The sequence below is a fragment of the Lactobacillus sp. ESL0263 genome, from assembly GCF_003692845.1.
Lineage (GTDB): Bacteria > Bacillota > Bacilli > Lactobacillales > Lactobacillaceae > Lactobacillus > Lactobacillus apis.
Genome location: NZ_REHL01000004.1, coordinates 152,251 through 175,506, shown reverse-complemented (window position 1 = coordinate 175,506; position 23,256 = coordinate 152,251). Strand labels below are relative to the sequence as shown.

The 23,256-nt window shown below is 37.6% G+C and carries 20 protein-coding genes; 1 reads left to right on the top strand and 19 read right to left on the bottom strand.

Going from position 1 to position 23,256, the window contains the following annotated elements; translation table 11 throughout:
- Position 1: 1 nt before the first annotated feature.
- The 6 genes from F5ESL0263_RS02830 to F5ESL0263_RS02805 form a co-directional block, all read right to left on the bottom strand.
- Positions 2-286, bottom strand: a complete 285-nt coding sequence (locus F5ESL0263_RS02830; RefSeq protein ID WP_122034713.1) for a hypothetical protein — start codon at positions 284-286, stop codon at positions 2-4.
- An 8-nt stretch (positions 287-294) separates the two neighbouring features.
- Positions 295-1,411, bottom strand: a protein-coding gene (prfB, locus tag F5ESL0263_RS02825; protein WP_122034710.1) for a peptide chain release factor 2 whose coding sequence is annotated in 2 segments (ribosomal slippage) — positions 295-1,338 and positions 1,340-1,411 — 1,116 coding nt in all. Because the reading frame shifts where the segments join, the coding sequence is not laid out codon by codon here.
- A gap of 71 nt (positions 1,412-1,482) precedes the next feature.
- Positions 1,483-3,882 (bottom strand): preprotein translocase subunit SecA, encoded by a 2,400-nt coding sequence (secA, locus tag F5ESL0263_RS02820; RefSeq protein WP_122034708.1) that lies wholly within the window; start codon positions 3,880-3,882, stop codon positions 1,483-1,485.
- A gap of 130 nt (positions 3,883-4,012) precedes the next feature.
- The gene (gene hpf / locus F5ESL0263_RS02815) at positions 4,013-4,561 is read right to left on the bottom strand and encodes a ribosome hibernation-promoting factor, HPF/YfiA family (protein WP_122034706.1); all 549 of its coding nucleotides are present in this window, start codon (positions 4,559-4,561) and stop codon (positions 4,013-4,015) included.
- An 81-nt stretch (positions 4,562-4,642) separates the two neighbouring features.
- Positions 4,643-5,332: a ComF family protein gene (locus tag F5ESL0263_RS02810; RefSeq protein ID WP_122034704.1), complete on the bottom strand. Its 690-nt coding sequence runs from the start codon at positions 5,330-5,332 to the stop codon at positions 4,643-4,645.
- Positions 5,329-6,612: a helicase-related protein gene (locus F5ESL0263_RS02805; protein ID WP_122034702.1), complete on the bottom strand. Its 1,284-nt coding sequence runs from the start codon at positions 6,610-6,612 to the stop codon at positions 5,329-5,331. The genes F5ESL0263_RS02810 and F5ESL0263_RS02805 overlap by 4 nt, the downstream gene beginning before the upstream one ends.
- Positions 6,613-6,659: 47 nt before the next feature.
- Between F5ESL0263_RS02805 and F5ESL0263_RS02800 the strand changes: the two genes are divergently transcribed.
- A complete protein-coding gene (locus F5ESL0263_RS02800) occupies positions 6,660-7,322 on the top strand; it encodes a YigZ family protein (protein WP_122034699.1) in 663 nt (220 codons plus the stop codon).
- A 13-nt stretch (positions 7,323-7,335) separates the two neighbouring features.
- On the opposite strand, the gene F5ESL0263_RS02795 is transcribed toward F5ESL0263_RS02800, so the two are convergent.
- From F5ESL0263_RS02795 to F5ESL0263_RS02735, 13 genes are all read right to left on the bottom strand, one after another.
- Positions 7,336-8,493: a glycosyltransferase family 4 protein gene (locus F5ESL0263_RS02795; protein ID WP_122034697.1), complete on the bottom strand. Its 1,158-nt coding sequence runs from the start codon at positions 8,491-8,493 to the stop codon at positions 7,336-7,338.
- 127 nt (positions 8,494-8,620) lie between these two features.
- Entirely contained in the window at positions 8,621-10,426 is a 1,806-nt protein-coding gene (locus F5ESL0263_RS02790) for an FAD-dependent oxidoreductase (RefSeq protein WP_122034695.1), read from the bottom strand.
- A gap of 19 nt (positions 10,427-10,445) precedes the next feature.
- Complete coding sequence (locus F5ESL0263_RS02785; protein ID WP_122034692.1) at positions 10,446-11,441, bottom strand: helix-turn-helix transcriptional regulator; 996 nt, start codon at positions 11,439-11,441, stop codon at positions 10,446-10,448.
- Positions 11,442-11,578: 137 nt separating this feature from the next.
- Positions 11,579-13,210 carry a ribonuclease Y gene (rny, locus tag F5ESL0263_RS02780; protein ID WP_122034690.1) on the bottom strand — a complete coding sequence of 544 codons (1,632 nt, stop codon included), beginning with the start codon at positions 13,208-13,210 and terminating at the stop codon, positions 11,579-11,581.
- 130 nt (positions 13,211-13,340) lie between these two features.
- A complete protein-coding gene (recA, locus tag F5ESL0263_RS02775) occupies positions 13,341-14,453 on the bottom strand; it encodes a recombinase RecA (RefSeq protein ID WP_074425584.1) in 1,113 nt (370 codons plus the stop codon).
- 152 nt (positions 14,454-14,605) lie between these two features.
- Positions 14,606-15,265 (bottom strand): ABC transporter permease, encoded by a 660-nt coding sequence (locus tag F5ESL0263_RS02770; RefSeq protein WP_122034688.1) that lies wholly within the window; start codon positions 15,263-15,265, stop codon positions 14,606-14,608.
- The gene (locus F5ESL0263_RS02765) at positions 15,265-16,200 is read right to left on the bottom strand and encodes an osmoprotectant ABC transporter substrate-binding protein (RefSeq protein ID WP_122034685.1); all 936 of its coding nucleotides are present in this window, start codon (positions 16,198-16,200) and stop codon (positions 15,265-15,267) included. The genes F5ESL0263_RS02770 and F5ESL0263_RS02765 overlap by 1 nt, the downstream gene beginning before the upstream one ends.
- Positions 16,201-16,213: 13 nt before the next feature.
- Positions 16,214-16,837: an ABC transporter permease gene (locus tag F5ESL0263_RS02760; protein ID WP_122034683.1), complete on the bottom strand. Its 624-nt coding sequence runs from the start codon at positions 16,835-16,837 to the stop codon at positions 16,214-16,216.
- Between the two features lies 1 nt (position 16,838).
- Entirely contained in the window at positions 16,839-18,014 is a 1,176-nt protein-coding gene (locus tag F5ESL0263_RS02755) for an ABC transporter ATP-binding protein (protein ID WP_122034681.1), read from the bottom strand.
- Between the two features lie 153 nt (positions 18,015-18,167).
- Complete coding sequence (gene pgsA, locus F5ESL0263_RS02750; RefSeq protein WP_122034679.1) at positions 18,168-18,728, bottom strand: CDP-diacylglycerol--glycerol-3-phosphate 3-phosphatidyltransferase; 561 nt, start codon at positions 18,726-18,728, stop codon at positions 18,168-18,170.
- 34 nt (positions 18,729-18,762) lie between these two features.
- Positions 18,763-19,836: a RodZ family helix-turn-helix domain-containing protein gene (locus tag F5ESL0263_RS02745; RefSeq protein ID WP_122034677.1), complete on the bottom strand. Its 1,074-nt coding sequence runs from the start codon at positions 19,834-19,836 to the stop codon at positions 18,763-18,765.
- 77 nt (positions 19,837-19,913) lie between these two features.
- On the bottom strand, positions 19,914-20,642 hold the full coding sequence (gene ymfI, locus F5ESL0263_RS02740) for an elongation factor P 5-aminopentanone reductase (protein ID WP_122034675.1): 729 nt from the start codon (positions 20,640-20,642) through the stop codon (positions 19,914-19,916).
- A 174-nt stretch (positions 20,643-20,816) separates the two neighbouring features.
- Positions 20,817-23,255 (bottom strand): DNA translocase FtsK, encoded by a 2,439-nt coding sequence (locus F5ESL0263_RS02735; protein ID WP_122034673.1) that lies wholly within the window; start codon positions 23,253-23,255, stop codon positions 20,817-20,819.
- Position 23,256 lies beyond the last annotated feature (1 nt).

Here is a 23,256-nt window from a genome sequence, read left to right as displayed (position 1 = left end):
GTTATTTGTCAACATCCTTAGTGTGAACATTACGCACTTTTTTCCGTTTGGGCCGCTCATTCGAATTAGAATACCAATTGTTTTTCTCAGAAAAATCTGGTCGCTCACCAAAACTACTTGGTCGCTGATCATCGTCTTTCTTGGTGAAGTGGTTAATCAGCCAGAGAATAGCTGCAATTACCAAAACGGCTGGTAACAGCATGAATAAAATGTGAAAGAAAGCAAATATCGCACTTAGAATGACAACTGCTAATAAAACAATTCCAATAATTCCCCAAAAACTCATTTTTCCACCTACTCCGGATTATCTTGACTAAGTAACCATTGCAAATATGCATAGACAAATGGCTGTAACTTTCCATCCATTACACCACTTGTATCAGAAGTTTCATAGCCTGTACGCAAATCTTTAACTAAATTATAAGGATGAAAAACATAAGACCTAATTTGTGAGCCCCAGCCGTTTTCCATTTGATCACCCTTGAGTTCTTGTTTATGCTGGCGTTTCTTTTCCTCTTCTAAATGAAAAAGCTTAGCCCGTAATTCATTCATTGCCGTTTCACGGTTCTGAAGCTGTGACCGTTGTGCCTGTGATGTAGTCACAAAACCAGTTGGTAAGTGGGTAATTCGCACTGCACTGGAAGTTTTGTTAATGTGTTGTCCACCAGCACCACTAGAACGATAAACATCAATTCTTAAATCTTTCGGGTTAATATCAATTTTGATACTATCATCAATTTCCGGAATGACTTCAACCGAAGCAAACGAGGTGTGACGCCTTTTGGCTGAATCAAACGGTGAAATTCGTACTAAACGATGAACTCCATTTTCTGATTTCAATAAGCCGTAAGCATTTTTTCCACTTATTCGAACGCTAACACTTTTCAGTCCTGCTTCTTCACCTGGCTCATAGTTGTTAATTTCAAACTTAAAGTTTCTGCTATCTGCATATCGTTGGTACATTCTCAGCAGCATTTGTCCCCAATCCATTGCCTCTGTACCACCAGCGCCTGGGTGAATTTCTAGCAAAGCATTGTGATTATCATATTTGCCAGACAGCAACAGATCCATTTCATAGTTATGAAATTCTTCCTGTAACTTGGCTAAATCTGCTTCAACCTCTTTTTGCAGTTCTTGATCCGGCTCCTCACGTAAAAGTTCTAAAGCTGTCATTGCATTTTGATAGTTTTCCTGCAGACTTAAAAAAGAGTCACGCTTTTCCTTTAATAGATTATTTTCACTAATTAAATTTTGTGCTTTTTCTTGATCATCCCAAAACGAGGGTTCCTGCATCTTACTTTCATTAACAATGATGCTTTCGTTAATTGACTCTAAGTCAAAGAGACCCCCTAAAGTGGTCTAACCGCTTTTTTAACTCGTCTAATTGATTTTGGATGTCACTAAATTCCATTAATTTTTCTCCCAAATTAGGTTTAATACAAAAAAGAGAAAGCATAGCCGCTTTCTCTTTAATCTTAATTTTTAACGACTAAGATTTTGTCTGATTTCAGCCTTCATGAATAAACGAGTTACATCAAATTCAATATTTGAAACCATTTCTTCAAACATGTTGTAACCGGAATCCTGGTATTCAACTAGCGGATTAAGTTGTCCATAGCCACGAAGACTAATTGATTGGCGTAATTGATCCATTGCGTCAATATGATCTGTCCAACGATCATCTACCACACGTAGAATAACTACTTTTTCAAATTCCAACATTTGTGAAGGGTCAGCCAAAACATCAGCTTTTTCGTTATAGTTCTTTTCAACTTCATCATACAATTTCTCTTTTAATTCAGGAACTGTAATTGTCTTAAAGTCGATTGCATCTGTTTCATCTTCAGATAGAAGACTAGAACTAATGAAGTCACGAAGAGAATCTATCCGCCATTTGCTTCGATCACCTTGTGTGAACATGTCAACTTGACTGTTAATAGTGCGACGAATCATTGGAATTAAAACATCCTTAAGTGAATCTTCTTCACCGATGACTTGCATCCGTTCACCATAAATAATTTCACGCTGAATACGCATTACGTCGTCATATTGCAAGGTCTGCTTACGCGTATCATAGTTATTACCCTCTACTCGTTTTTGAGCAGATTCAATTTGACGAGTAATAAATCTATTCTCGATGACTTTATCATCATCATTATCTGACAAACGATCCAAAAAGTCCTTAACTCTTTCACCACCGAAACGTTTCATCAAATCGTCTTCAAGTGATAGGTAAAAACGAGTTTCACCAGGGTCACCCTGACGACCTGAACGCCCACGAAGCTGGTTATCAATTCTACGTGATTCATGACGTTCTGTACCAATAACTGCCAAACCACCAATTTCTTTAACGCCAGGTCCTAATTTAATATCAGTACCACGACCAGCCATGTTAGTGGCAATCGTTACAGCACCGCGTTGACCCGCATTCATGATAATTTGTGCTTCTTTAGCGTGGTTTTTAGCGTTCAAAACTGCGTGCGGAATATTTTCTCTATCAAGTAAGTTACTTAATCTTTCAGAACTTTCAACCGCAACCGTACCAACTAAAACTGGTTGTCCATTTGCGTGACGCTCTTTAATCTCGTCTACTACTGCAGCATATTTCGAATCCAAGTTAGGATACAAAACATCTGGACGGTCTTTTCTAATTACCGGACGGTTAGTTGGAATTGCAATAACTTGCATATTGTAAATTTCACGGAACTCTTCTTCTTCAGTTTTGGCAGTACCAGTCATTCCGGCAAGCTTTTTGTACATTCTGAAGAAGTTTTGGTAAGTAATCGTTGCTTGTGTCTTAGATTCTTCTTGAATCTTAACATTTTCCTTCGCTTCAATTGCTTGGTGCAAACCGTCTGAATAGCGACGTCCCTTCATTACACGACCAGTGAACGAGTCAACAATCAGAACTTCACCCTCTTGAACAACGTAATCGATGTCCTTAAGCATGATGTAATTTGCACGTAGAGCTTGATCAATGTGGTGAACAAGCTTTTGATTTTCAACATCGTATAAGTTTCTCAAGCCAAAATGGTCACAAGCCTTTTGAATACCAGTTCTAGTTAAAGAAATAGTCTTAGTTGGCCAGTCAATCTTGTAATCGCCATGGTCCTCTTCATCATCAACGTCATCATCGCTCTTATCTTCTTTAAGAGTTTTGACAAAACGATCTGCACGAATATAGTCGCCATTAGCTTGCTCTGCTTCACCAGAGATAATCAAAGGAGTTCTTGCTTCATCGATTAAGATTGAGTCAACCTCATCAAGAATGGCGTAGTTAAGTTCACGCTGAACCATTTGTTCTTTATAAACAACCATGTTGTCACGCAAATAATCAAAACCTAATTCTGAGTTAGTTGAATAAGTAATATCGCACTCATATGCTTCCCGTTTTTCATCAGGAGACATTGCGTTAAGGTTCAAACCAACAGTTAGGCCTAGCCATCTATATAATTGACCCATTTCTTCTTCATCACGACTCGATAAATATTCGTTAACCGTGACAACGTGAACACCTTTACCTGTCAGTGCATTCAAATAAACTGGCATTGTAGCAGTTAAAGTCTTACCTTCACCTGTCATCATCTCAGAGATGTTACCGTAGTGTAGTGAAATACCACCCAAAATTTGAACGTGGAATGGGTATAATCCCAGAACACGCTTAGCACCTTCACGAGAAACTGCGAAAGCTTCGGGTAATAGTGCGTCTAATGTCTCACCATTTTTCAAGCGTTCACGAAATTCTGGTGTCTTAGCCTGTAGTTGCTCATCAGAAAGTTTACTATATTCATCAGCATAACTTTCTACACGCTTAGCTAATTTCTCGAATTTCTTTAGTTCTCTTTTATCACCATTGTATATTTTCTTTAAAATATTAGCCATTTAATCGATCCTTATATGTACTTAAGTATAAAAACACATCATAATTTTACCATGATTAGCCCTAAATGAAAAATAAACAAAACAAAGACCTCACACTAAATGTGAGGTCCAGTCTTAAAACAGCACTTATTTATTTAGTTTCAATTAAGCCGTAACGACCATCATTCCTACGGTAAACAACACTAGTACCATTTGTTTCAGCATCTTGGAAAACGAAGAAATCGTGTTCCAACATGTTCATTTGCAAAATTGCTTCTTCTGGACTCATTGGCTTTAAACCAATTTGCTTGTTTCGAACAATAGTAAATTCTTTTGTTTCTTTTTCTTGTGCTTCTTCTTCAGCACCCTCAACAAAGAAATCACCAATTCCCTTTTCACGGGTCTTACGATTTACGCGTGTTTTATATTTTCTAATTTGTCTTTCAAGTTTTTCAGAAACAAAGTCGATACTACGATACATATCATCAGTTGTTTCTTCTGCTCTCAATACTAAGTATGGAAGTGGAATAGTAACCTCAACTTTGGCAGTACGATCACGATACACCTTTAGGTTGACGTGCGCAATAATATCTTGGTTCAAGTCAAAATATTTTTCTAATTTCTTTAAACGTTTTTCAACGTAGCTTCTTAGAGCATCGGTTACTTCGATATTTTCACCACGAACATTATACTTTAACATATGAGATTCTCCTTTCAACTGCATTCGCAGTCTTATCTTATCTATATTATAACAAAACTTGAAAGCGCTGAACAACATATCTCATCGACAAATTGTAAAGCTAGAAATCTTTGCTTGCGGAAAGGCTATTTGAAGCGCATCCCGGGCATAATATAACGTTCTTCCGGTCGTGTAAATATCATCCAAAAGCAGGACTGAGTGGTTACTCACATCACCCTTAATTCCCTCTTTAACAAAAAAACTTTGTTTGCTTTTCAGCCGCTCACTTCGCGTACGCTCACCCTGGGCACCTTGACCTTCTTTTTTGGCAAGAAGAAACGAAAGTGGCACTAGTTGACTATAAATCGCAGCAACTGTATCAAACTGCCTTTTTGCGATGTGTTCAAGGGATGTGGGAATAGGAACATAAAAATCGGCTTTAATTTTCTTTAACTGCTCAAAACACAGTTCCTGCAATACTTCACGTAAAACATAGTCACCATATCGTTTATAACTTACCATTATCTCGTGAAAAGCATCATTGTAGCGGTAGATTGCATGATTATGAAGTAAATTATGTCCATATATTTTTTGCCATTCTAAACAGTCAAGACAAAGTTCATTTGCGGCGGCTTTACCATAACAAATTTCACAGTGCTCTCTACTTATTGGTGCAAATTTAGCCAAACAATGTTGGCACAAACATTGTTCATGAAACTTTTTAAAGGAAAAAATCCGCAAAAATGAAGTAGCAGGAATGAAATCTTGCCCACATAACAAGCATTTTTTCATTTATTCATCTCCCTAATTTGCTTAAGTGCATTACGAATATTTTGCGTGTACTTGCGGTAACAAAATAAAACAAGTCCATCTGTATCATCTTTTGCCCGGCCGACACGACCTGCAATTTGAACAAGGCTAGCTGATGTATAAATCTCGTCATCAGCTTGCACAACAATTACCCATACGTGCTTAAATGTCACTCCTCGTTCCAAAATTGTCGTCGTCACAAGTAGTTGCGGCTTCCCTTGCCTAAAGTTTTCCACTTTTGCCAATCTGTTTTTATCCATGGCATGAACGCCCTCAACTATTACGCTACTAAACCGAGCATCATTTTTTAATGCACTCACATAGATGGAAATCTGTTCAATTCTTGGCACAAAAAGCAGTAATTGATGACCACTCTTAATAACTGCGTCAATTTCTTTTAACAATCTAGGATTAATTTTTTGTTTGAGCAAAAATGGGCGGTAAAAAAATAATTCTCGCGGAACTGGTAATAATCCACCATGAAACCGCCGGTTAAGACGTAAAATCTTCAACTGCTTTTTCTTAACCTTTTCAAGTAGATCATTTGTTGGAGTTGCCGTTAAGTAGGTTCTTACACCATCCTCTTTCACAGCATTCTTTGCGGCAAAATGTAGTTGCGTATTTTCGACATATGGGAAAGAATCCACTTCATCGATTACTAGTAAATCAAAAGCATGATAAAACTTCATGAGCTGGTGTGTGGTACAAATGGTTAGTTGATCCAGTCTGGGTTCGTGATGCTCTTTGCCATGATATTTACCAATTTTTATTGTGTTAAAAGCTGCCCTAAATCTCGGGTACAGCTCATTAACAACATCTATTCTTGGCGTTGCAATGCAACTTCTTTTCCCCTGCGAAATGCATTCCGCAATTGCCGCAAAGAGCATTTCTGTTTTTCCAGCACCAGTAACTGCATGAACTAGCGTATCTACTCTTTGGTTGAAATTTTTAACAAGTTCACACGAAACAGCTGCCTGACGTTTTGTCAAACTGCCTTGCCAAGTTAGACCGCCATTCTTCATTCTTGAAAATTCAGCTAACTCTAGGTTACGAACAAGTAAATCACCTTCTACTATGCGTCCTAATTCAATACAATCGCGGCAATAAAATTTGCCATTTGGCAGCTTCGCATAAACTCTTGCACCGCAACGCATACAATAGCCTTGCTGAATTGCGTTAATTTTAGTTAAAGTTTCATTTGTGCTAAAATCCTCTTGACTGCTAATCCACTGGCGGCCAGTGAGGCAAGATGAATTTTCCATTTCTCTGTCCTCCTAATAATAAATACGTCAAAAGGAGGCAAACTTTTTTGGCCAAAGAAGAAAATTATTTAACAATTAAAGAAAATGGTTCAAACGAAATAGTCATTAAAAAGAGTCGCTTTATTGCAAGTCTTTTTCGCACCGAATCAGTAGCTGAAGCTGAAGCAGTAATCGCTGCAACCACAAAAAAATACCGTGATGCAACTCACAACACTTATGCTTATACGATAGGATTAAACGATGAGCAGGTAAAAGCCAGCGATAATGGTGAACCTTCTGGAACCGCTGGTGTTCCTGAGCTAAAAGCCCTACAACTGATGAATTTAAAAAATGTTACTGCTGTAGTTACGCGCTATTTTGGGGGGACTAAACTTGGTGCTGGTGGATTAATTCGGGCATATTCTAACAGCGTTACCGAAGGAGCTGAAGCAATCGGCGTTGTTAAGCGTGTCTTGCAACAAGAGCTTTCGTTTCACGTCGCATATAATCGATTTGATGAAGTGAACCATTTTCTAAAAGAAGAAAATATTTGGATTGAAAAAGTTACCTATGGAGTCGATGTTGTCATTAGCATTTTTATCGATGAAGATGAGCAGCAAGAGCTTGAAAAAAAGCTCACCAACCTTATGAGTGGTCAAATCGAATTTACGCCAGGTGATAAACGCTATAATGAAATTCCAATTACCGATCATAATTATCATGACAAATAAAAAGGACTAGTACCTAGTCCTTTTTATGTTTGCTTTTTAATTGTTCTGGTTTTTCTTGACCCAAATGCCAGACTTCAACCGTTGGATCTTTCTTACTACGTGAATTAATTACTTTTTGTATCAAACTTAAAAGCGGTTTGTATTTTTCACCCAATAAGCCAATTGATTCAACAAATAACTCTAGTGCTACTGCTAACCCTGCAATGAGTAGCCATAGGCCCCACACCGGTGAAAGTAAGAAAAGCAATGAAATGAATGAAAAAATCAGTGAAATTCCATATATTGCTAAAACTGCTTGACGGTGAGTTAACCCCATTTTCATTAGCTGGTGATGCAAATGGTGCTTATCTGCCTGTGAAACAGGTTGATTATTAAGTTTACGCCTAATCATCGCATAAATTGTATCAGTGATTGGCACACCCAAAATTGTGACTGGTACTAGCATTGAAATAAAAGTTACATTTTTCAAGCCTTTAAGCGAAAATACCGCAATCATGAAACCAATGTAGAGTGCCCCTGTGTCACCTAAAAACATTTTTGCCGGATGAAAATTATACGGTAAAAATCCCAAAAGACATGCAGCTAACATAAAACAACTAATTGGAATGTAAAGCTGACCTGTATGTAAGAAGAAATAGCCAACTATTCCCATTGTTGTCAATGATATCATTGATACACCATCGGCTAAGCCATCAAGGCCGTCAATCAAGTCGACAGCATTAGTCAACGCTAAAATCCAAAAAATTGTTATTGGTAAGCTCCACCAGCCTAGATTTATTTGCTTATTTAAAAATGGTAGGTTTAGTACACTCATTTTTATTCCAGCTAAAAAGTAAATTACCAATGAACCAATGAAAATACCAAACATCTTTTGTCTTGGCTTAAGTTCCATAATATCATCAATAATTCCGGTTAGAACAATTACACTTGACCCAAGAAGGACACTAAAAGCTTCATGAGTAGGAAATTGCTCACGCAAGAGAATAAAAACCCCAATATTAAAAGTAACAAAAATACCCAAGCCACCTAGAGTCGGCATTGGCTTCTTGTTTACTCGTCTTTTGTTGGGGATGTCTACTGCCCCTAGAACAAAGGCTAATCTTCTAATAAAAGGTGTAATTGCAGCTTGAATAATCACTAAGAAAAACAGTTCAACGATAATTTTAAACATAATCGGCTACTTTCATAAATTAATTCTCTTAATTATACCGACTTGGCGAAAAATGTACAAATTAGGCTTTTCCTAGCACAAAAAAATGGATTCACTTTACTATGAATCCATTTTTGTTTTTAAAGTCCTAAGCTTGATTTAGTGCTGCCATAACAGCCGCCTTAAATGCCCGACTTGTGGCAGAAGCTCCTGAAACGACATCGACATCTGCAGTCTGGTTTGCAATCATTTTTTCCTGCAACTGCTTAATTGCCTTTTCACCATAATCAGGCGACTCACTTTCTTTCAACACTTCAATTTTACTTGGGTTCTTTTGGTCATCCACAGTAACGCGAACCACAATTTCATTACCCATTCCACTAGTTGACGTACCAATGTATTGATTGTCGCCAGTTGTATAATGCTCTTCTTTTACATCAGAAACTGGAAAATCAGTGTCTAAATTTTGTTCACTAACACTGGCACCTGTAACTGCTTGATCATCTTTTACAGTGGCTGCATTTTCACCAGCAATCTTACCGAAAATTAGGCAATCGGCAATATCTCCACCACCATTATATTGATTGGCTCCTATATGACCTAATTCTCCGGCAACGTATAAATGAGGCAACACTTTTTGATCAGTATCCAAAACTTCAGCGTTTTCATTACGTCTTGGACCACCCTGAGTATTAAGCATTGTATGTTGCTGTGCAATTGAGTAAAACGGTCCTGAAAGTGAAATTTTTGCCATTGATTCTGGTTTCCTGCCGCATTGGTAATCTACCTTTTGATCTACGAAGAAATTATAGGTCTTAATTGTATTTTCCAATACCTCAGAATCAACACCAATTGTCTTGGCCAAGTCAGCAATTGTATCTGACTTAATAGCTTTAGCCAGAGTCTCTTTTTGAAAATCTTCTTTAGCGCCAGCAGTTAATTCATCAAACTTCTTTTGATCAAAAATCATATGTGGATGAATTTGTGCAAGTGGTATTCTCCAAAGGCCGTGGTTATAGCGGTGACCATGTCTAGTTGGGTCATCTTCTGGGACATATCTTGTACCATCATCACCTACTGAAATGAGTGAACCCGTAAATAAAGCTTTCCAGCCCATAATATTATGGGCTCTTTGGCCTTTTGGCGCAGCAAAGTTAACTGTTCCACCCGGCTCATAGTTGTTCATGTGCCATAAATCAGCACCAACTTCAATCGCCATCTTGATACCATCGCCATTGTTATACAGTGTCCCGTATGGTAAGAGGTTTGTTTCACCTAAGTAATCCTGTATCATTTGATCATTATTTTCAAAGCCACCTAAGGCTAGAACAACACCGTTTCTTGCTCGAACATTGAATAACTTGCCTTTGTTTTCAATTTGAACACCAATAATAGTTTTATCATCATTTTGGATTAAATGCTTTGCAGGAGTGGAATAAAGTACATCAATCCTATCGCTTCGGTCTAAAACATTTAGACGCAGTATTTTCCATAAAGCTGCATCAAAGATCTGATCATGGATTAAAAGGTCATCATTTGTATCTGCACCTTCAAATTCCGGGTACTCGGCACTCATATATGCAAGCATTGCTACATTCTTATTACCAGGATTATTCTTAACGCTGAATGCTTTGCCACCTAAGTACTTTTCAAAGTATTCTGGTAAATTAACCATTCCTCTAACGAAGGTATCGAGTACCTTTTCGTCCAAATCAAGTGGCTCAGTCATTTTTTGATAATACTTTTTAAGCTTGTCATAATCATAACCTGCTTCAACAATCTGGCCACAATATCTGGTGTTACCACCTTCATGGCCCTCAGGAGCACTGTCTACTAGCAAGACTTTGGCTCCCTTGTCTGCAGCAAAGCGAGCAGCAGTGGCACCTGCACCACCAAAACCAACTACTACAACATCATAAGTTGCATTCCATGAATCTTTATTTTTTAAAAACATCTTTTCTCTCCTCAACAATTTAATTTGTTGAATTAAATTGATTTTTCCGATAAATAACTTCGTGTCGGTATGTTAAAACGGTCTTTCCAGTCCACTTTTTGAATGCTTTATAAAAAGACGTAACATCCGTGAATCCTACTAAGAAGCTTACTTCCGCAGTTTTCATAGTTGCATCTTGCAACAAGTTAAGTGAAAGAACTTTTTGAACCTTACCTAGTTCTTTTTTAAAGGTAGTTCCTTCCTTACCAAGCCAGCGTTGTAAAGTTCGTGGCGAGATACCAATTTCTTCTGCGACATCTTTAACTTGAAAATTGCCACCAGCAATCAATTTAAATAAAACATTTTGAACTACCGCTGAAAAAGGTGGATTGACGTTTAATTCATCAATGTACTTTTTTAACCCAGGCTCCATAAAATTCCAAACAATATCATTTTGAGTTTTAAAAGGAATTAGTAAATCTTCTAATTTAAATACCAAATAGTTATCCGAACTCATTTGAGCTTGAATCCCTATATAGTTAGTCAAAATCTGACTATATTCAAAACGACTACCAATTGAGATGGGCTTGACTTCTTTTCCTGTGCCAGTTCTAATTAAACTGATTATCGATAGTTGATCAACTAGTAAACTAAAACGTGATATTTTACGATATTGATTAAGGTATCCAATGTGGATCCTTAACTTATCACCCTCTTTAAACGTTCCGATTTCAATTGGACCAATTAGTTGTTCGTACGATGCTAAACGTGAAATTGCTTGCTGCCCATTTTTACTTGAAAGAGCTGCAAAGTAGGGAGGAATAAACTGATAAAATTTTTGGACATTACTACAGGTTAATAACTGTTGATCGTTTGCATTTTTATCCAGTATTTCAAAAATATGGGCACTTTGGATCCACTTTGAATCTAAATATTTATCTAGATTTTTCGATTCAAATAAACTTGATAATGTAGTAAATGGATAGCCTAATTCACTAATAAAATTTTGAAGTTCTGAAGATATGCGTAAACTCACTTTTATTTCCTCTCTAAAATAGATTGTATACTTTTTCACTAATTAATTTTGTGATTTATAATGACATTTTATGTCAAAATGCGCCAAAAAAATCTTAAAAAGCGCACAAAAAAAGGTTGAATGAAAATTCAACCTTTTTATTTTGCAACTGCAACTACCCTTTTTTCACGAATGACCGTAATCTTAATATTACCCGGGTAATCAAGCTCTTTTTCAACTTGGTTTCGAATATCACGTGCTAAAACAGTGATGCGATCATCTGAGATCTTATCTGGCTCTACCATTACGCGAACTTCACGTCCTGCTTGAATGGCATAAGCCTGTTTAACTCCGTCATACCGATTGGCAATTTGTTCTAGTTCAGTTAACCGTCTAATATAGTTTTCTAAACTTTCACTTCTTGCTCCTGGTCTTGCAGAAGAAATCGTGTCTGCTGCTACTACTAGTTCAGCAATAAACGAAGTCTTCGGTACATCCCCGTGATGAGCAGCAATTGCATTAACTACTACATCTGGTTCATGATATTTTCTTGTTAATTCCACACCTATTTCTACGTGTGAGCCTTCAATATCATGATCGATGGCTTTTCCTATATCGTGTAATAATCCCGCGCGAACCGCTAATTTTTCATTTAAACCTAGCTCAGCCGCCATTGTGCCGGCTAATTTTGCCACTTCAATCGAGTGACCTAAAACATTTTGTCCATATGATGTCCGATACTTGAGTCGACCTAATGTTTTAACCAATTCAGGATTCATTTTGTGAATTCCTAATTCCATTAGGGCGCTTTCACCAGCTTCATAAATATCGTCGTTGACCTCTTTACGAGCCTTATCAACCATTTCTTCGATTCTAGCAGGATGAATCCGTCCATCCTTAATTAAACGTTCCATTGCTCGTTTTGCAATTTCACGTCTAATTGCGTCAAAACCACTTAGTGTAACTACTTTTGGAGTATCATCAATAATTAAATCAACCCCAGTAAGGGCTTCAAAAGAACGAATATTTCTACCTTCACGGCCAATAATTCGTCCTTTCATTTCTTCATTAGGTAAATCAACAACTGATACTGTAGTCTCAGCCACAGTATCAGCTGAACTATTCTGAATGGCATCAATAATGATTTTATGAGCATAGTGATCAGCTTTTGCCTTAACTTCCTCATTACTATTTTGAATCATTTCAGCACGTTCTTTAACTAGCTCATCAGATAGCTGACTAAGAACCATCTTTTTACCCTGTTCTTTATCCAAATGAGCTACTTCATAGAGCTTATCTTGGCTTTGCTGTACCAACTCATCAGCTTTTTTAATTTTTTCATCTAAATCAGCTTTTTGTTTTACTAATTGGTTTTCCTTCTCGGTCAGTCCATCCTCTTTTTCGATCAACAAAGAATTCTTGTGATTGAGTGTATCTTCTCGTTGTTTTAAGCGATTATCATCACGTGCAATTGCGTCACGCTTTGTGTTTAGCTCATCTTCAACTTTTTGTCGATATTCTTGAATCTGTTCTTGAGCTTCAAGAATTTTCTCTTTTTTGGTATTTTGTGCACTTTGCTTAATAGCATCTGCTGCCTGCTTTTGTGCGTTGACTTCAGCTTTTGCAGCATCCACTTGTGCTTTTGCTTCGGTTAAAATATGGTCAGCATCACTTTGCGCATTTTGGACTTTTTTCTCCCAAACGTTCTTTCGAACGGCGTAGCCAATGACTGTACCAATTAAAATTGAAATAATAGCAACCGCGACGGGAATCAATATTGTATTTGTCATGATTACTATCGCCTTTTTTGTTTTTTAGATTATTTACACATAATTAATAATAATGAACCGCGAGAACGATGTCAAACAAGTAGAAAAAAACCTTGATCTAAATTATAGATCAAGGTTAATCTCCTCAACTTTAGTTACTTTTGTTGTCGGTTTCCTTTTTTTCGGAAACCTCCTTTTCAGCATTTTCGGCTTCTTTAGCCTTTTTACTTTTAACTTTTTCAGGATCTTCACGCTCAGCAATTGACTCTTCATCAATTCCATAAGCCTGCCTTACCTTCTGTTGAACTTCATCATAAATATCAGGATGGTCTTCAAGATATGCCTTGGCATTTTCACGCCCTTGACCAATTCTTTCATCGTTATATGAATACCAAGAACCCGCTTTAGCAACAATATCTTTATCGGCAGCCATATCAAGTAATTCACCACTTTGTGAAATACCCTTGCCGTACATCATGTCAACTTCAGCGACTTTGAATGGCGGTGCAACCTTATTTTTAACCACTTTAATTTTGACACGGTTACCAGTAATTTCGCCACCAGTTTGCTTGATTTTTTCTGCTCTTCTAATCTCTAGTCTAATCGTAGAATAGAACTTAAGGGCACGGCCACCAGGAGTAGTTTCTGGATTACCAAACATAATACCGACTTTTTCACGAATCTGATTAATAAAAATTGCAATCGTTTTTGTCTTATTAATGTTTCCTGACAGCTTACGTAAGGCCTGACTCATCAAACGAGCCTGCAAACCAACGTGACTGTCACCCATTTCACCATCAATTTCTGCTTGAGGTACTAAGGCAGCTACAGAGTCAACAATTAAAATATCAATCGCGCCACTCGTAATCAGTGTGTCCGCAATTTGCAAACCTTCTTCACCAGTATTTGGCTGGGATAAGATAAGTGAGTCAACATCAACTCCTAAAGCTTCCGCATATGCTGGATCCATTGCGTTTTCCGCATCAATATACGCGGCCGTTCCGCCACGCTTTTGCACTTCAGCTACAGCGTGCAGAGCAACCGTAGTTTTACCTGAAGATTCAGGTCCATAAATTTCAACAATTCTGCCTCGCGGATAGCCGCCAACCCCAAGAGCTGCATCTAATGCAAGCGAGCCAGATGGAACGGTTGAAATTTTGGTATCCGCCTTGTCGCCCATACGCATAACGGCACCTTTACCAAAATTCTTTTCGATTTTTTTCAGCGCATTTTCCAATGCAGCCTGCTTTTCATCTTTGGCCAAGAATTTTTTCCTCCTCTAGTATCTAGTCCTCAATTTAGTACTTACTAATTATACTTTGATTTAGTGTATATTTGCAAGAAAAAGCGAACAAATGTTTTAAAATTACTTTCTTACTAATAAGTACGCTAGAACTAAAAATAATTTTTTTCAGTTTAATTTCTTAGCCCTTTTGGTTGCAACCATTTTTGTAAAAAGTTCAGAAGTAAATCTGCCAAAATTGCCATTAACGCGGTTGGCAATGCACCTGCTAAAATAATTGCACTACCGTTAGTTGCATTGGTACCACGGATAATTATATCGCCTAATCCTCCTGCACCAACAAAAGAACCAATTGATGTGATTCCAATTGCAATCACAAGAGCATTTTTTAATCCGGCAATAATTACTGACATTGATAACGGAAGTCGCACCAGATAGAGCAACTGCCATTTAGTCATACCCATCCCTTTACCTGAGTCAATGACATTTTTATCAACACTCTTCATTCCAGTATATGTATTTTTAATAATTGGTAATAAAGAATAGAGTGTCACCGTCACTATTACTGTCATTACACCTAGTCCCATCGCAATCATAATTATTGAAAGCAATGCAAGTGACGGAATTGTTTGAATAAAGTTGGCAATTTCTACAACAAAGTTACCTAAGTGTGCATTTCTAGAAATAAAAATTCCAATGGGAATTCCAACTATAGCAGCAAACAGTACGCCATAAATCGAAATTAAAAACGTACGGTTAAATTGTTGCAAAACATAACTGCCATTGTGCTGGTAATAATAAATAAATTGTTGCCACAAACCTAATTTTGACATTATTTTTGCCCCCTAAAGTAATTGTGCTTGACCAAGAATTGATGAGCGACAGTAGCAGGCTCAAGTAATTTATCATCCACTTGATAATTCATTGCCCTAATTTCATGGACATTAATATTACCTACTAATCTACTTAAAAGCGGCTTCAAATCTGGATGCTCACGTAAAAGATAGTTATTAATCAACATCCCGCAGTTATATGGTGGGAAAAAGTGCTTATCATCTTTTAGTAAGTGTAATTTATAGCTATCAATCCGGCCATCAGTTGAATAGCCTAAAATGACATCCATCTTTCCACTCTTCAAAGCTGAATATACTAATCCGATATTCATTGAGTGTGCTTTTGAAAAGGTAATGCCATACGCTGTCTGAAAGGCAGGATAACCAACACCAGGAGCATTGACCCATTCGGATGCAACTCCGAAAGAAAACTTATCCTTCATCTTTTTCAGATCAGAAATATTATATAGATGATATTTTTTCTGATCTTTTGCTCTTACCATAAAGGCATAGTTGTTTGCGAAACCATAAGTTGGCAGATAAGTTTGATCCCATCTTTTCTTTACTTCTCGCCTAACTGTTTCATTCGCCTTTTTTGAATCCTTAATTGCTGGTAATAGTAAATTGGCGGTCAACTCACCACCATCATAGGCCGCAGCTTGAATGTCAGCATCATGCCGATAAAGAGCTTGGTGTTGCATTGGCGCTGAACCTAAATTATTGATAATCGAAGTTTTATAATTCGTTTCATGTTCAATCAATTGAGCAACAATGTTAGCCACAATTTGTGATTCAGTAGTCGTTAGAGCCGTAATCCTAATATCGTCATTTTGTCCCTGAGTATCCGCTAAACCAGGTAAGCCACAAGCACTGCTGGTCAATACAAGTAAGACTGAAATGAATAACAACAATAAATTTTCAAATTGCTTTTTCATTAGATATGCCTCCTTATATTCCCTTTGGCGAAAGTTTCTTCTCTAACTGGCCTAATAAGTAATCTGCCAAAAGTGCCAAGATAATAACTGGAATCGTACCACCAAAAATCAAATCTGGTTGATATAAACTCAAGCCATTGAAGATAAAGTCACCTAATCCTCCTGCCCCGATATATGAAGCTAAAGTAGCCCAAGCGATGACATAAATAGCTGATAATCGAATGCCTGACATAATTACTGGCATTGCTAAGGGAATATCAACTTTGAGAATTAATTGCATTTTCGTCATTCCCAGCCCGCGAGCTGAGTCTATCGTGTCTGGATTTACATCAGTCAAACCAACGTATGTGTTTCGCATTATTGGCATCAAACTATAAAGAAATAAAGCGATAATTGCTGGTACACGTCCTACACCAAAGAAAGGAATCATCATTGCGAGCAGTGCTAGGGCTGGAATAGTCTGCAACATACTCGCAAGTGCAATTACGACTTTGGCAGTCTTAGGAAATTTAAGCAAAACTACGCTAATCGGTACCGCAACTATGATTCCTAAAAACAATGAAATTGCGGAAATATAAATTTGTTGCCAAGTTTTTTCAAGCAACTCTGAACCATGCTGTGCAATGAAAGCAGACATACTAATTCGCCTTCTTTTCTAACTCTTCTGTTGCAGGTTTCTTTTCTCCCCAAATTTTTTCATAGACAACATTAACTAAACTAGCTCGAGTAACTACGCCAATTAGCTTTCTCTCTGAGTCAACGACTGGAATATATTGACCATTGCGGCTTAAAATTCTGCTGAAGTTATCACGTAAATATTCTTCAGGCCCCACGGTAGCATTAATTGGCAACATAATATCACTAACTGAACTAACATGAGGATACTTTCTTTGTAAGTCAGCAATCGAAATGTAGCCTTTCAAATGATTATCATCATCAATTACAAGCAAAGTATCAACGTGACGTTCTTTCATCATAGCTAATGCATCATTCAAAGAAGCACCCAAATTAATTTTCACGGGTGCTGTCATCACATTTTTAACCTTAACAGTTTCATATTTTGCTTCAGAAAGTCGCTCCTCACCAATCAAGCTCTCAACAAATTTGTTTGCAGGATGATGCAAAATTTCTTCCGGACTTCCTACCTGAATTAACTTGCCGTCATGCAAAACGACAATCTTAGTGGCAAGCTTTAATGCTTCATCCATATCATGTGTTACAAAAACAATCGTTTTACCTAACTGCATTTGTAAATTTTGCACTAAGTTTTGTAGGCTCTCCCGCGTGATGGGATCGAGTGCGCCAAAAGGCTCATCCATTAAAATTAAATTTTGATTTGCAGCCAAAGCTCGCACTACACCAATACGTTGCTGTTGTCCTCCAGAAAGTTCAGCTGGATAACGATCTAAATAAGATTCGGGTAATTCAGCCAGTTTGATTAAACGCTCTGCCTCTTCATTGAGCTTTTCTTTCGGCCATTTTAAGAGTTTGGGCACCAAAACGATATTTTCACGAATTGTCATATGTGGCATTAAGCCATTATTTTGAATTACGTAACCAATCTTTCGGCGTAAGTTAACTGAGTTAAACTTCTTTACATCCTTACCGTTAACCAAGACTTGTCCTTTAGTTACGCTATTCATCCGGTTAATCATTCTCATTAACGTCGTTTTACCTGAGCCGGAGGTACCGATTAAACAGCAAAATTCGCCCTTATTTATTTTAAAGCTAATGTGCTCCACCGCTGGTTGCTTCGACTTGGAGTAAATCTTCGTCACATCTTTGAATTCAACCATTGGAATTTCTTCTACCATAAAATCTCTCCTTTTCATTTTAATTATAATTTAATCTTAACAGTATTATTACTTGTTATCAATCTTGTTGCTTTATACTAGGCTTCATTAACCAATTTTGAGCAAACAAAAAACACTAACTAAGTTAGTGTTTTATATTTATTCAAGTTATTTTTACATAGATCCTTTGAACACACCCCATGAACTGCGGAAGTAATCCCAGCCAGAGTATATTGTAAAAATTAAAGCTAGGTATAGCAAAATTGTTCCAATATGGTAAAAATCACCAACTAATAAGAAGATAATTGATAACATTTGGCATGTAGTCTTAATTTTGCCTGGCATAGCAGCTGCCATTACTTGACCCTTGTTTTCAACAAGTAGCAAACGTAAGCCAGTTACTGCTAACTCCCGGCAAACAATAACTGCAACTATCCATGCTGGAGCTAAATTTAAAGAAATCAACATAATAAAAGCTGTCATTGTCAACATTTTGTCAGCTAAAGGATCAGCAAACTTACCAAAGTTAGTAACTAGGTTTCGTGAACGGGCAATATGTCCGTCAAACCAATCTGTTGCCGAGGCAACTGCAAAAACAATTGCAGCAACTACTAACTTCCAATAAACAGTTGATCCAGCAACCTTAACACTGGCATCCCCACCAAAAATAATAATTAATACAAATACCGGTATTAAGAAAATTCTAAAAACCGTTAATTTATTAGGTAAATTCATTCTAAATTACTTCCTTCTACTACTTGGCAGTCTTTTACCGGCCACCATTGCTGTTATTTGTGGACTGGTTAGAATGGTTAGCTTCAGTTCCTTGTCCATTGTTAGTTTGCTGATTTGTTTCATGACCTGATTGACCATTATCAGTTTGACCATTCTGCTGATTGTTAGTGGTACCATTTGACTGATTTTGGCCTTGATTATGTTGATTTGTATTAGTAGTGGTATTTGAATGAGTAGTCGTTTGATTATTATTAGTTTGAGTTGAATTATTCTCAGTTGTCTGAGATTGCTCTTGCTTATGCTTACCAATATAGAAAGTCAAAGTGCTACCAGTAATCCGTGGATCAAAGTGCATTCTCTTACCGCCAATCCTAATTGTTGCACCATAAGGATTAGTAAACGTCACTACCATAGTTTTAGCAGATTCAGGAATAGCTAAAGTACGTTTCTGATTTGAAGTTAGTACTTGATTGGCTTGGCTAACGCCGTCAATTACAACGGAAACATTGGTTTGTTGATTACCAGCACGTACAACTAAATTGCGGTTTTCCTTTAAGCCCGTTACTTGATATTGATTATTACTCAACTGCTTAATTTTTACTTTAGCTTTCTTAACTTGCTTCCGCTTCTTAGGCTTTGTCGTATTGTTATCTGATGAAACAGAAACATCGTTAGCAGAATTGTCAGGTTGATTGTCGCTAGCTGAAAAATGAGCATAAACCATGTAACAAACAAGCACAGCCAAAATAATTCCTACACCAACAATAATTCTTGGAAGATACTCTTTCCAAATCTTCTTTTTATTGCTAGTTGTTTTGCTGACTTCTTCGCTTTTGTTATCGATTGAATCCTCAACGTATTCGTCAGGCTCAGCTTGGGGAATGTCATTGTGGTATTCACTAAGAAGCTGCTTGCCGTCTAATCCGACTACTTGCGCATATTGTCTGATAAAAGCACGTACATAAAAGTCACCAGGAAGCTTATCAAAGTCATCTTGCTCAATTGCCGTCAGATACCTGCCTTGAATTTTGGTTGCTTTTTCAATATCTTCAATTGAAAGTCCCTTTGCCTCTCTGGCACTGCGTAATTTGTCTCCAATATCTGCCATAGTTACCCCTTTTAATTTTTAACTTTACACACTGAGTATAACATATATACTACTAATTTCTTTTACCATTATATAAACTACGTTAACCAGCCACCACTAACATAAAGCGTTTGTCCAGTTAAATAAGTTGAATTGGGATCAAGTAAGGCTTTGACCCAGAATGAAATGTCAGCGCCACTAGCTAATCGTCCAGCCGGAATTTCTCCTACTACTTCTGCCATTTCTTCAACAGAAATCATTTTATTCATTGCTGTGTCAACCGCACCGGGTGCTATAACATTTACCGTTAAGTTAGCCGATGCAACTTCTCTAGCGTATGCCTGGCTAAAGCGGCTAAGTCCAGCCTTGGTTGCACTATAAACTGTTTCCATTGCGCTGCCCTGAGCTCCATAAACCGAACCGATAAAAATAATTCGACTAAAATCATTTTTTAGCAAGAGTGGCTCAAGTAGGCTAGTCAACTTAATTGGTGTAACCAAGTTGACCTGCATTATCTCATCAACTTTATCCAAATGTTGATCACTTAGAAGATGATAATCTGTAATGCCCTGAGCAAAAATAATTGCATTAATTGGCAATAAACTCTGCACCATTTTTTCAAGTTCACTATTTTCTGCCAAGAAACTGAACTTGAGCGGTAGAAAGTCCTGCGATGGGTATTGCTTCATGAAGCTTTCACTCATTTCACAAGCAGCTGTCCAATTACTGCTACAATGAATATATAAAGACCAACCGGCTTCAGCTAAATCGGTACAAATCGATTGACCAATACCACCAGTTGCACCAAAAACTATCGCTCGCTGCATCAAAACATTTCCTTTTTTGTTTTAGTGAACAAAACACCAAAAACAGCATTGCAATTATATAATAATTACTTTTCAGATGCTACAATTTCGACTAAAGTTCACATTCGAATTAATTTTAACATTATTTTTTCTCAAAACTTGGCAAAAAACCAACATGCTAAACTTTCTTAAAAATTAGCTCTTATTTTCAGTTTTTTGAGGTTGTATTAATACTTGACGCGGCTTTGATCCTTCGGAAGGGCCAACTACACCCTTAGCTTCCATTTCATCAACGATGCGCGCTGCACGATTGTAGCCAATTCTAAACCTCCGTTGCAACATTGACACACTGGCTGATTGTTGTCTTCTTACTAGATCAACAGCTTGATCATATAATTCATCCTCTGGTTCAGCGTCAGCGTTATCAGCTGTTTCTTCAGTTTTTTTCGGAATCATACCCTCATCATATTTTGGCTTTTGCTGTTGACTTACCCATGAAATGACTTTTTCAACTTCATGAGAAGAAATATAGGCACCTTGAATTCGCTCAGGCTTTGAAGCACCCACTGGCATGTACAGCATGTCTCCACGCCCCAACAACTTTTCTGCACCGTTTTGATCAAGAATAGTCCGAGAGTCAATTCCACTTGAAACCGCAAATGAGATTCTGGAAGGCACGTTAGCCTTGATTAGTCCCGTAATGACGTCAACACTTGGTCGTTGCGTTGCTAAAATCATGTGGATACCGGCAGCACGAGCCATTTGTCCTAAACGAACAATTGCACCTTCTACGTCGCGTCCACCAACCATCATTAGGTCACTTAATTCATCAACTACAACTAAGATGTATGGTAAAGGTTGCATCACAGGCTTGCTTTTATCCTGATTATTGATTTCTACCTTTTCATTAAATTCGGCCATATTACGTGCACCGCTTGCAGCAAATAGCTTATACCGACGCTCCATTTCTTTAACTGCTTTACTTAAGGCGTTTGCAGCTAATTTTGGATCCGTGACCACCGGAATTAACAGGTGGGGTACACCATTATAGACTGAAAGCTCAACCATCTTTGGATCAATTAAAATCAATTTTACTTGATCTGGAGTGGCTTTCATTAAAATACTTGTTAATATCGTGTTCACTGCAACAGATTTACCAGAACCGGTTGATCCAGCAATCAGGAGGTGCGGCATCTTTGTCAAATTAGCAGAAATAATTTGTCCACTGACATCCTTACCGAGCGGAACTTGCATCGGATCAGCTTTAGCCTTGCTGTCCTGATTCTGCATCACATCTTTAAAAGCAACAATCGAAGTTGCACGATTGGGGACTTCAATTCCGATATATGGTTTACCCGGAATCGGTGCTTCAATTCTGATATCTTTTGCTGCAAGAGCCAGCGCAAGGTCATCAGCTAAGTTAACTATTCTACTTACCTTTACACCGACGGCTGGTTGAACTTCATATCGCGTAACCGTAGGTCCCAGAATTGCTTTCTTAATATTGACATTGACGCCAAAGCTCTTAAAAGTAGATTGCAGGGTCTGGGTATTTTTCCTAATCAAAGCTTTGTCAGCACTTTGGTCAATATTTTTAACTGAATCGAGTAATGTCAATGGTGGCTTTTGATATTCGGGGTTAACTACTTCTTTACCATCAAATTCACCATGATCAACTGATCCAAGCTCCTGCATCAATTTCTGGTCTTCGTCTGCAAAAGAATGAGACTTAGGTAATTCAGTTTCTGACTGCTCTTGCTGGTCATCATGACTGGAATATTGAACTTGGCTATCATCTTCAAGCGGCTCCTGATAAGCTGGCTGTTCTTCAATTGGAAGTTCTTCTGCAAAATCATTTTCCTGATTAGACGAAGCATTATTTTCATCTTCGATATCATCTTTTACAGTAAAATCATCAACATTTGGAAAAACTGGTGATTCAGAAGAAAGTGGGTCTTGAAAATCGTCCTTTTTTTCTTCCCTTTTTTGAATCTGCTCCTCACGAATTTCACTGTATTTTTCTTTGATTTTTGAACCAGCTTTTTTATTTTTGGCAATAAACAACTGGCTGACTACCTGAAACTTCCTGATGACATCAGCAAACTTAACATCAAAGAACATCAAAATGCCAATAGGAATAAACAGAATTGCAAACACACGCAGACCGATATGTCCAAGTAGCGGATAAAATAGTTGATAGCAAATAGCACCAATTAATCCACCACCAATTGATTCAGTAATAGCTGCGCGCCCAAATTCTGCCGACATCTCATGCCAAAAAGCGTTCATGAACGCATTATTGACTAATTCGCGCTCAAAATAAACGCTGCTTTGAATAATCAAAAAACCTAAAATTGCCAAGAGCAGCCCACATGTTCTTTTCAGCTTAAAGTGCGTCGGCTTGTTGTAAATCAACATCACTAAGCCAAAAATTGCGCATAGTCCAGCAACTAATAGGTAGGAATCACCAAAAAACAGACGGAAAACATTAGCAATTTGTTTACCTAAAATACCGAATTTGGCAAAAGCTAAAATTACAATAATTATTTGAACAAGGCCGACAACAGCCCAAGTTATTCCTGTATTTTGCGCCTTCTTACTTGCTTTTGTTGTCCTCTTCTTTTTCTTAGGCATA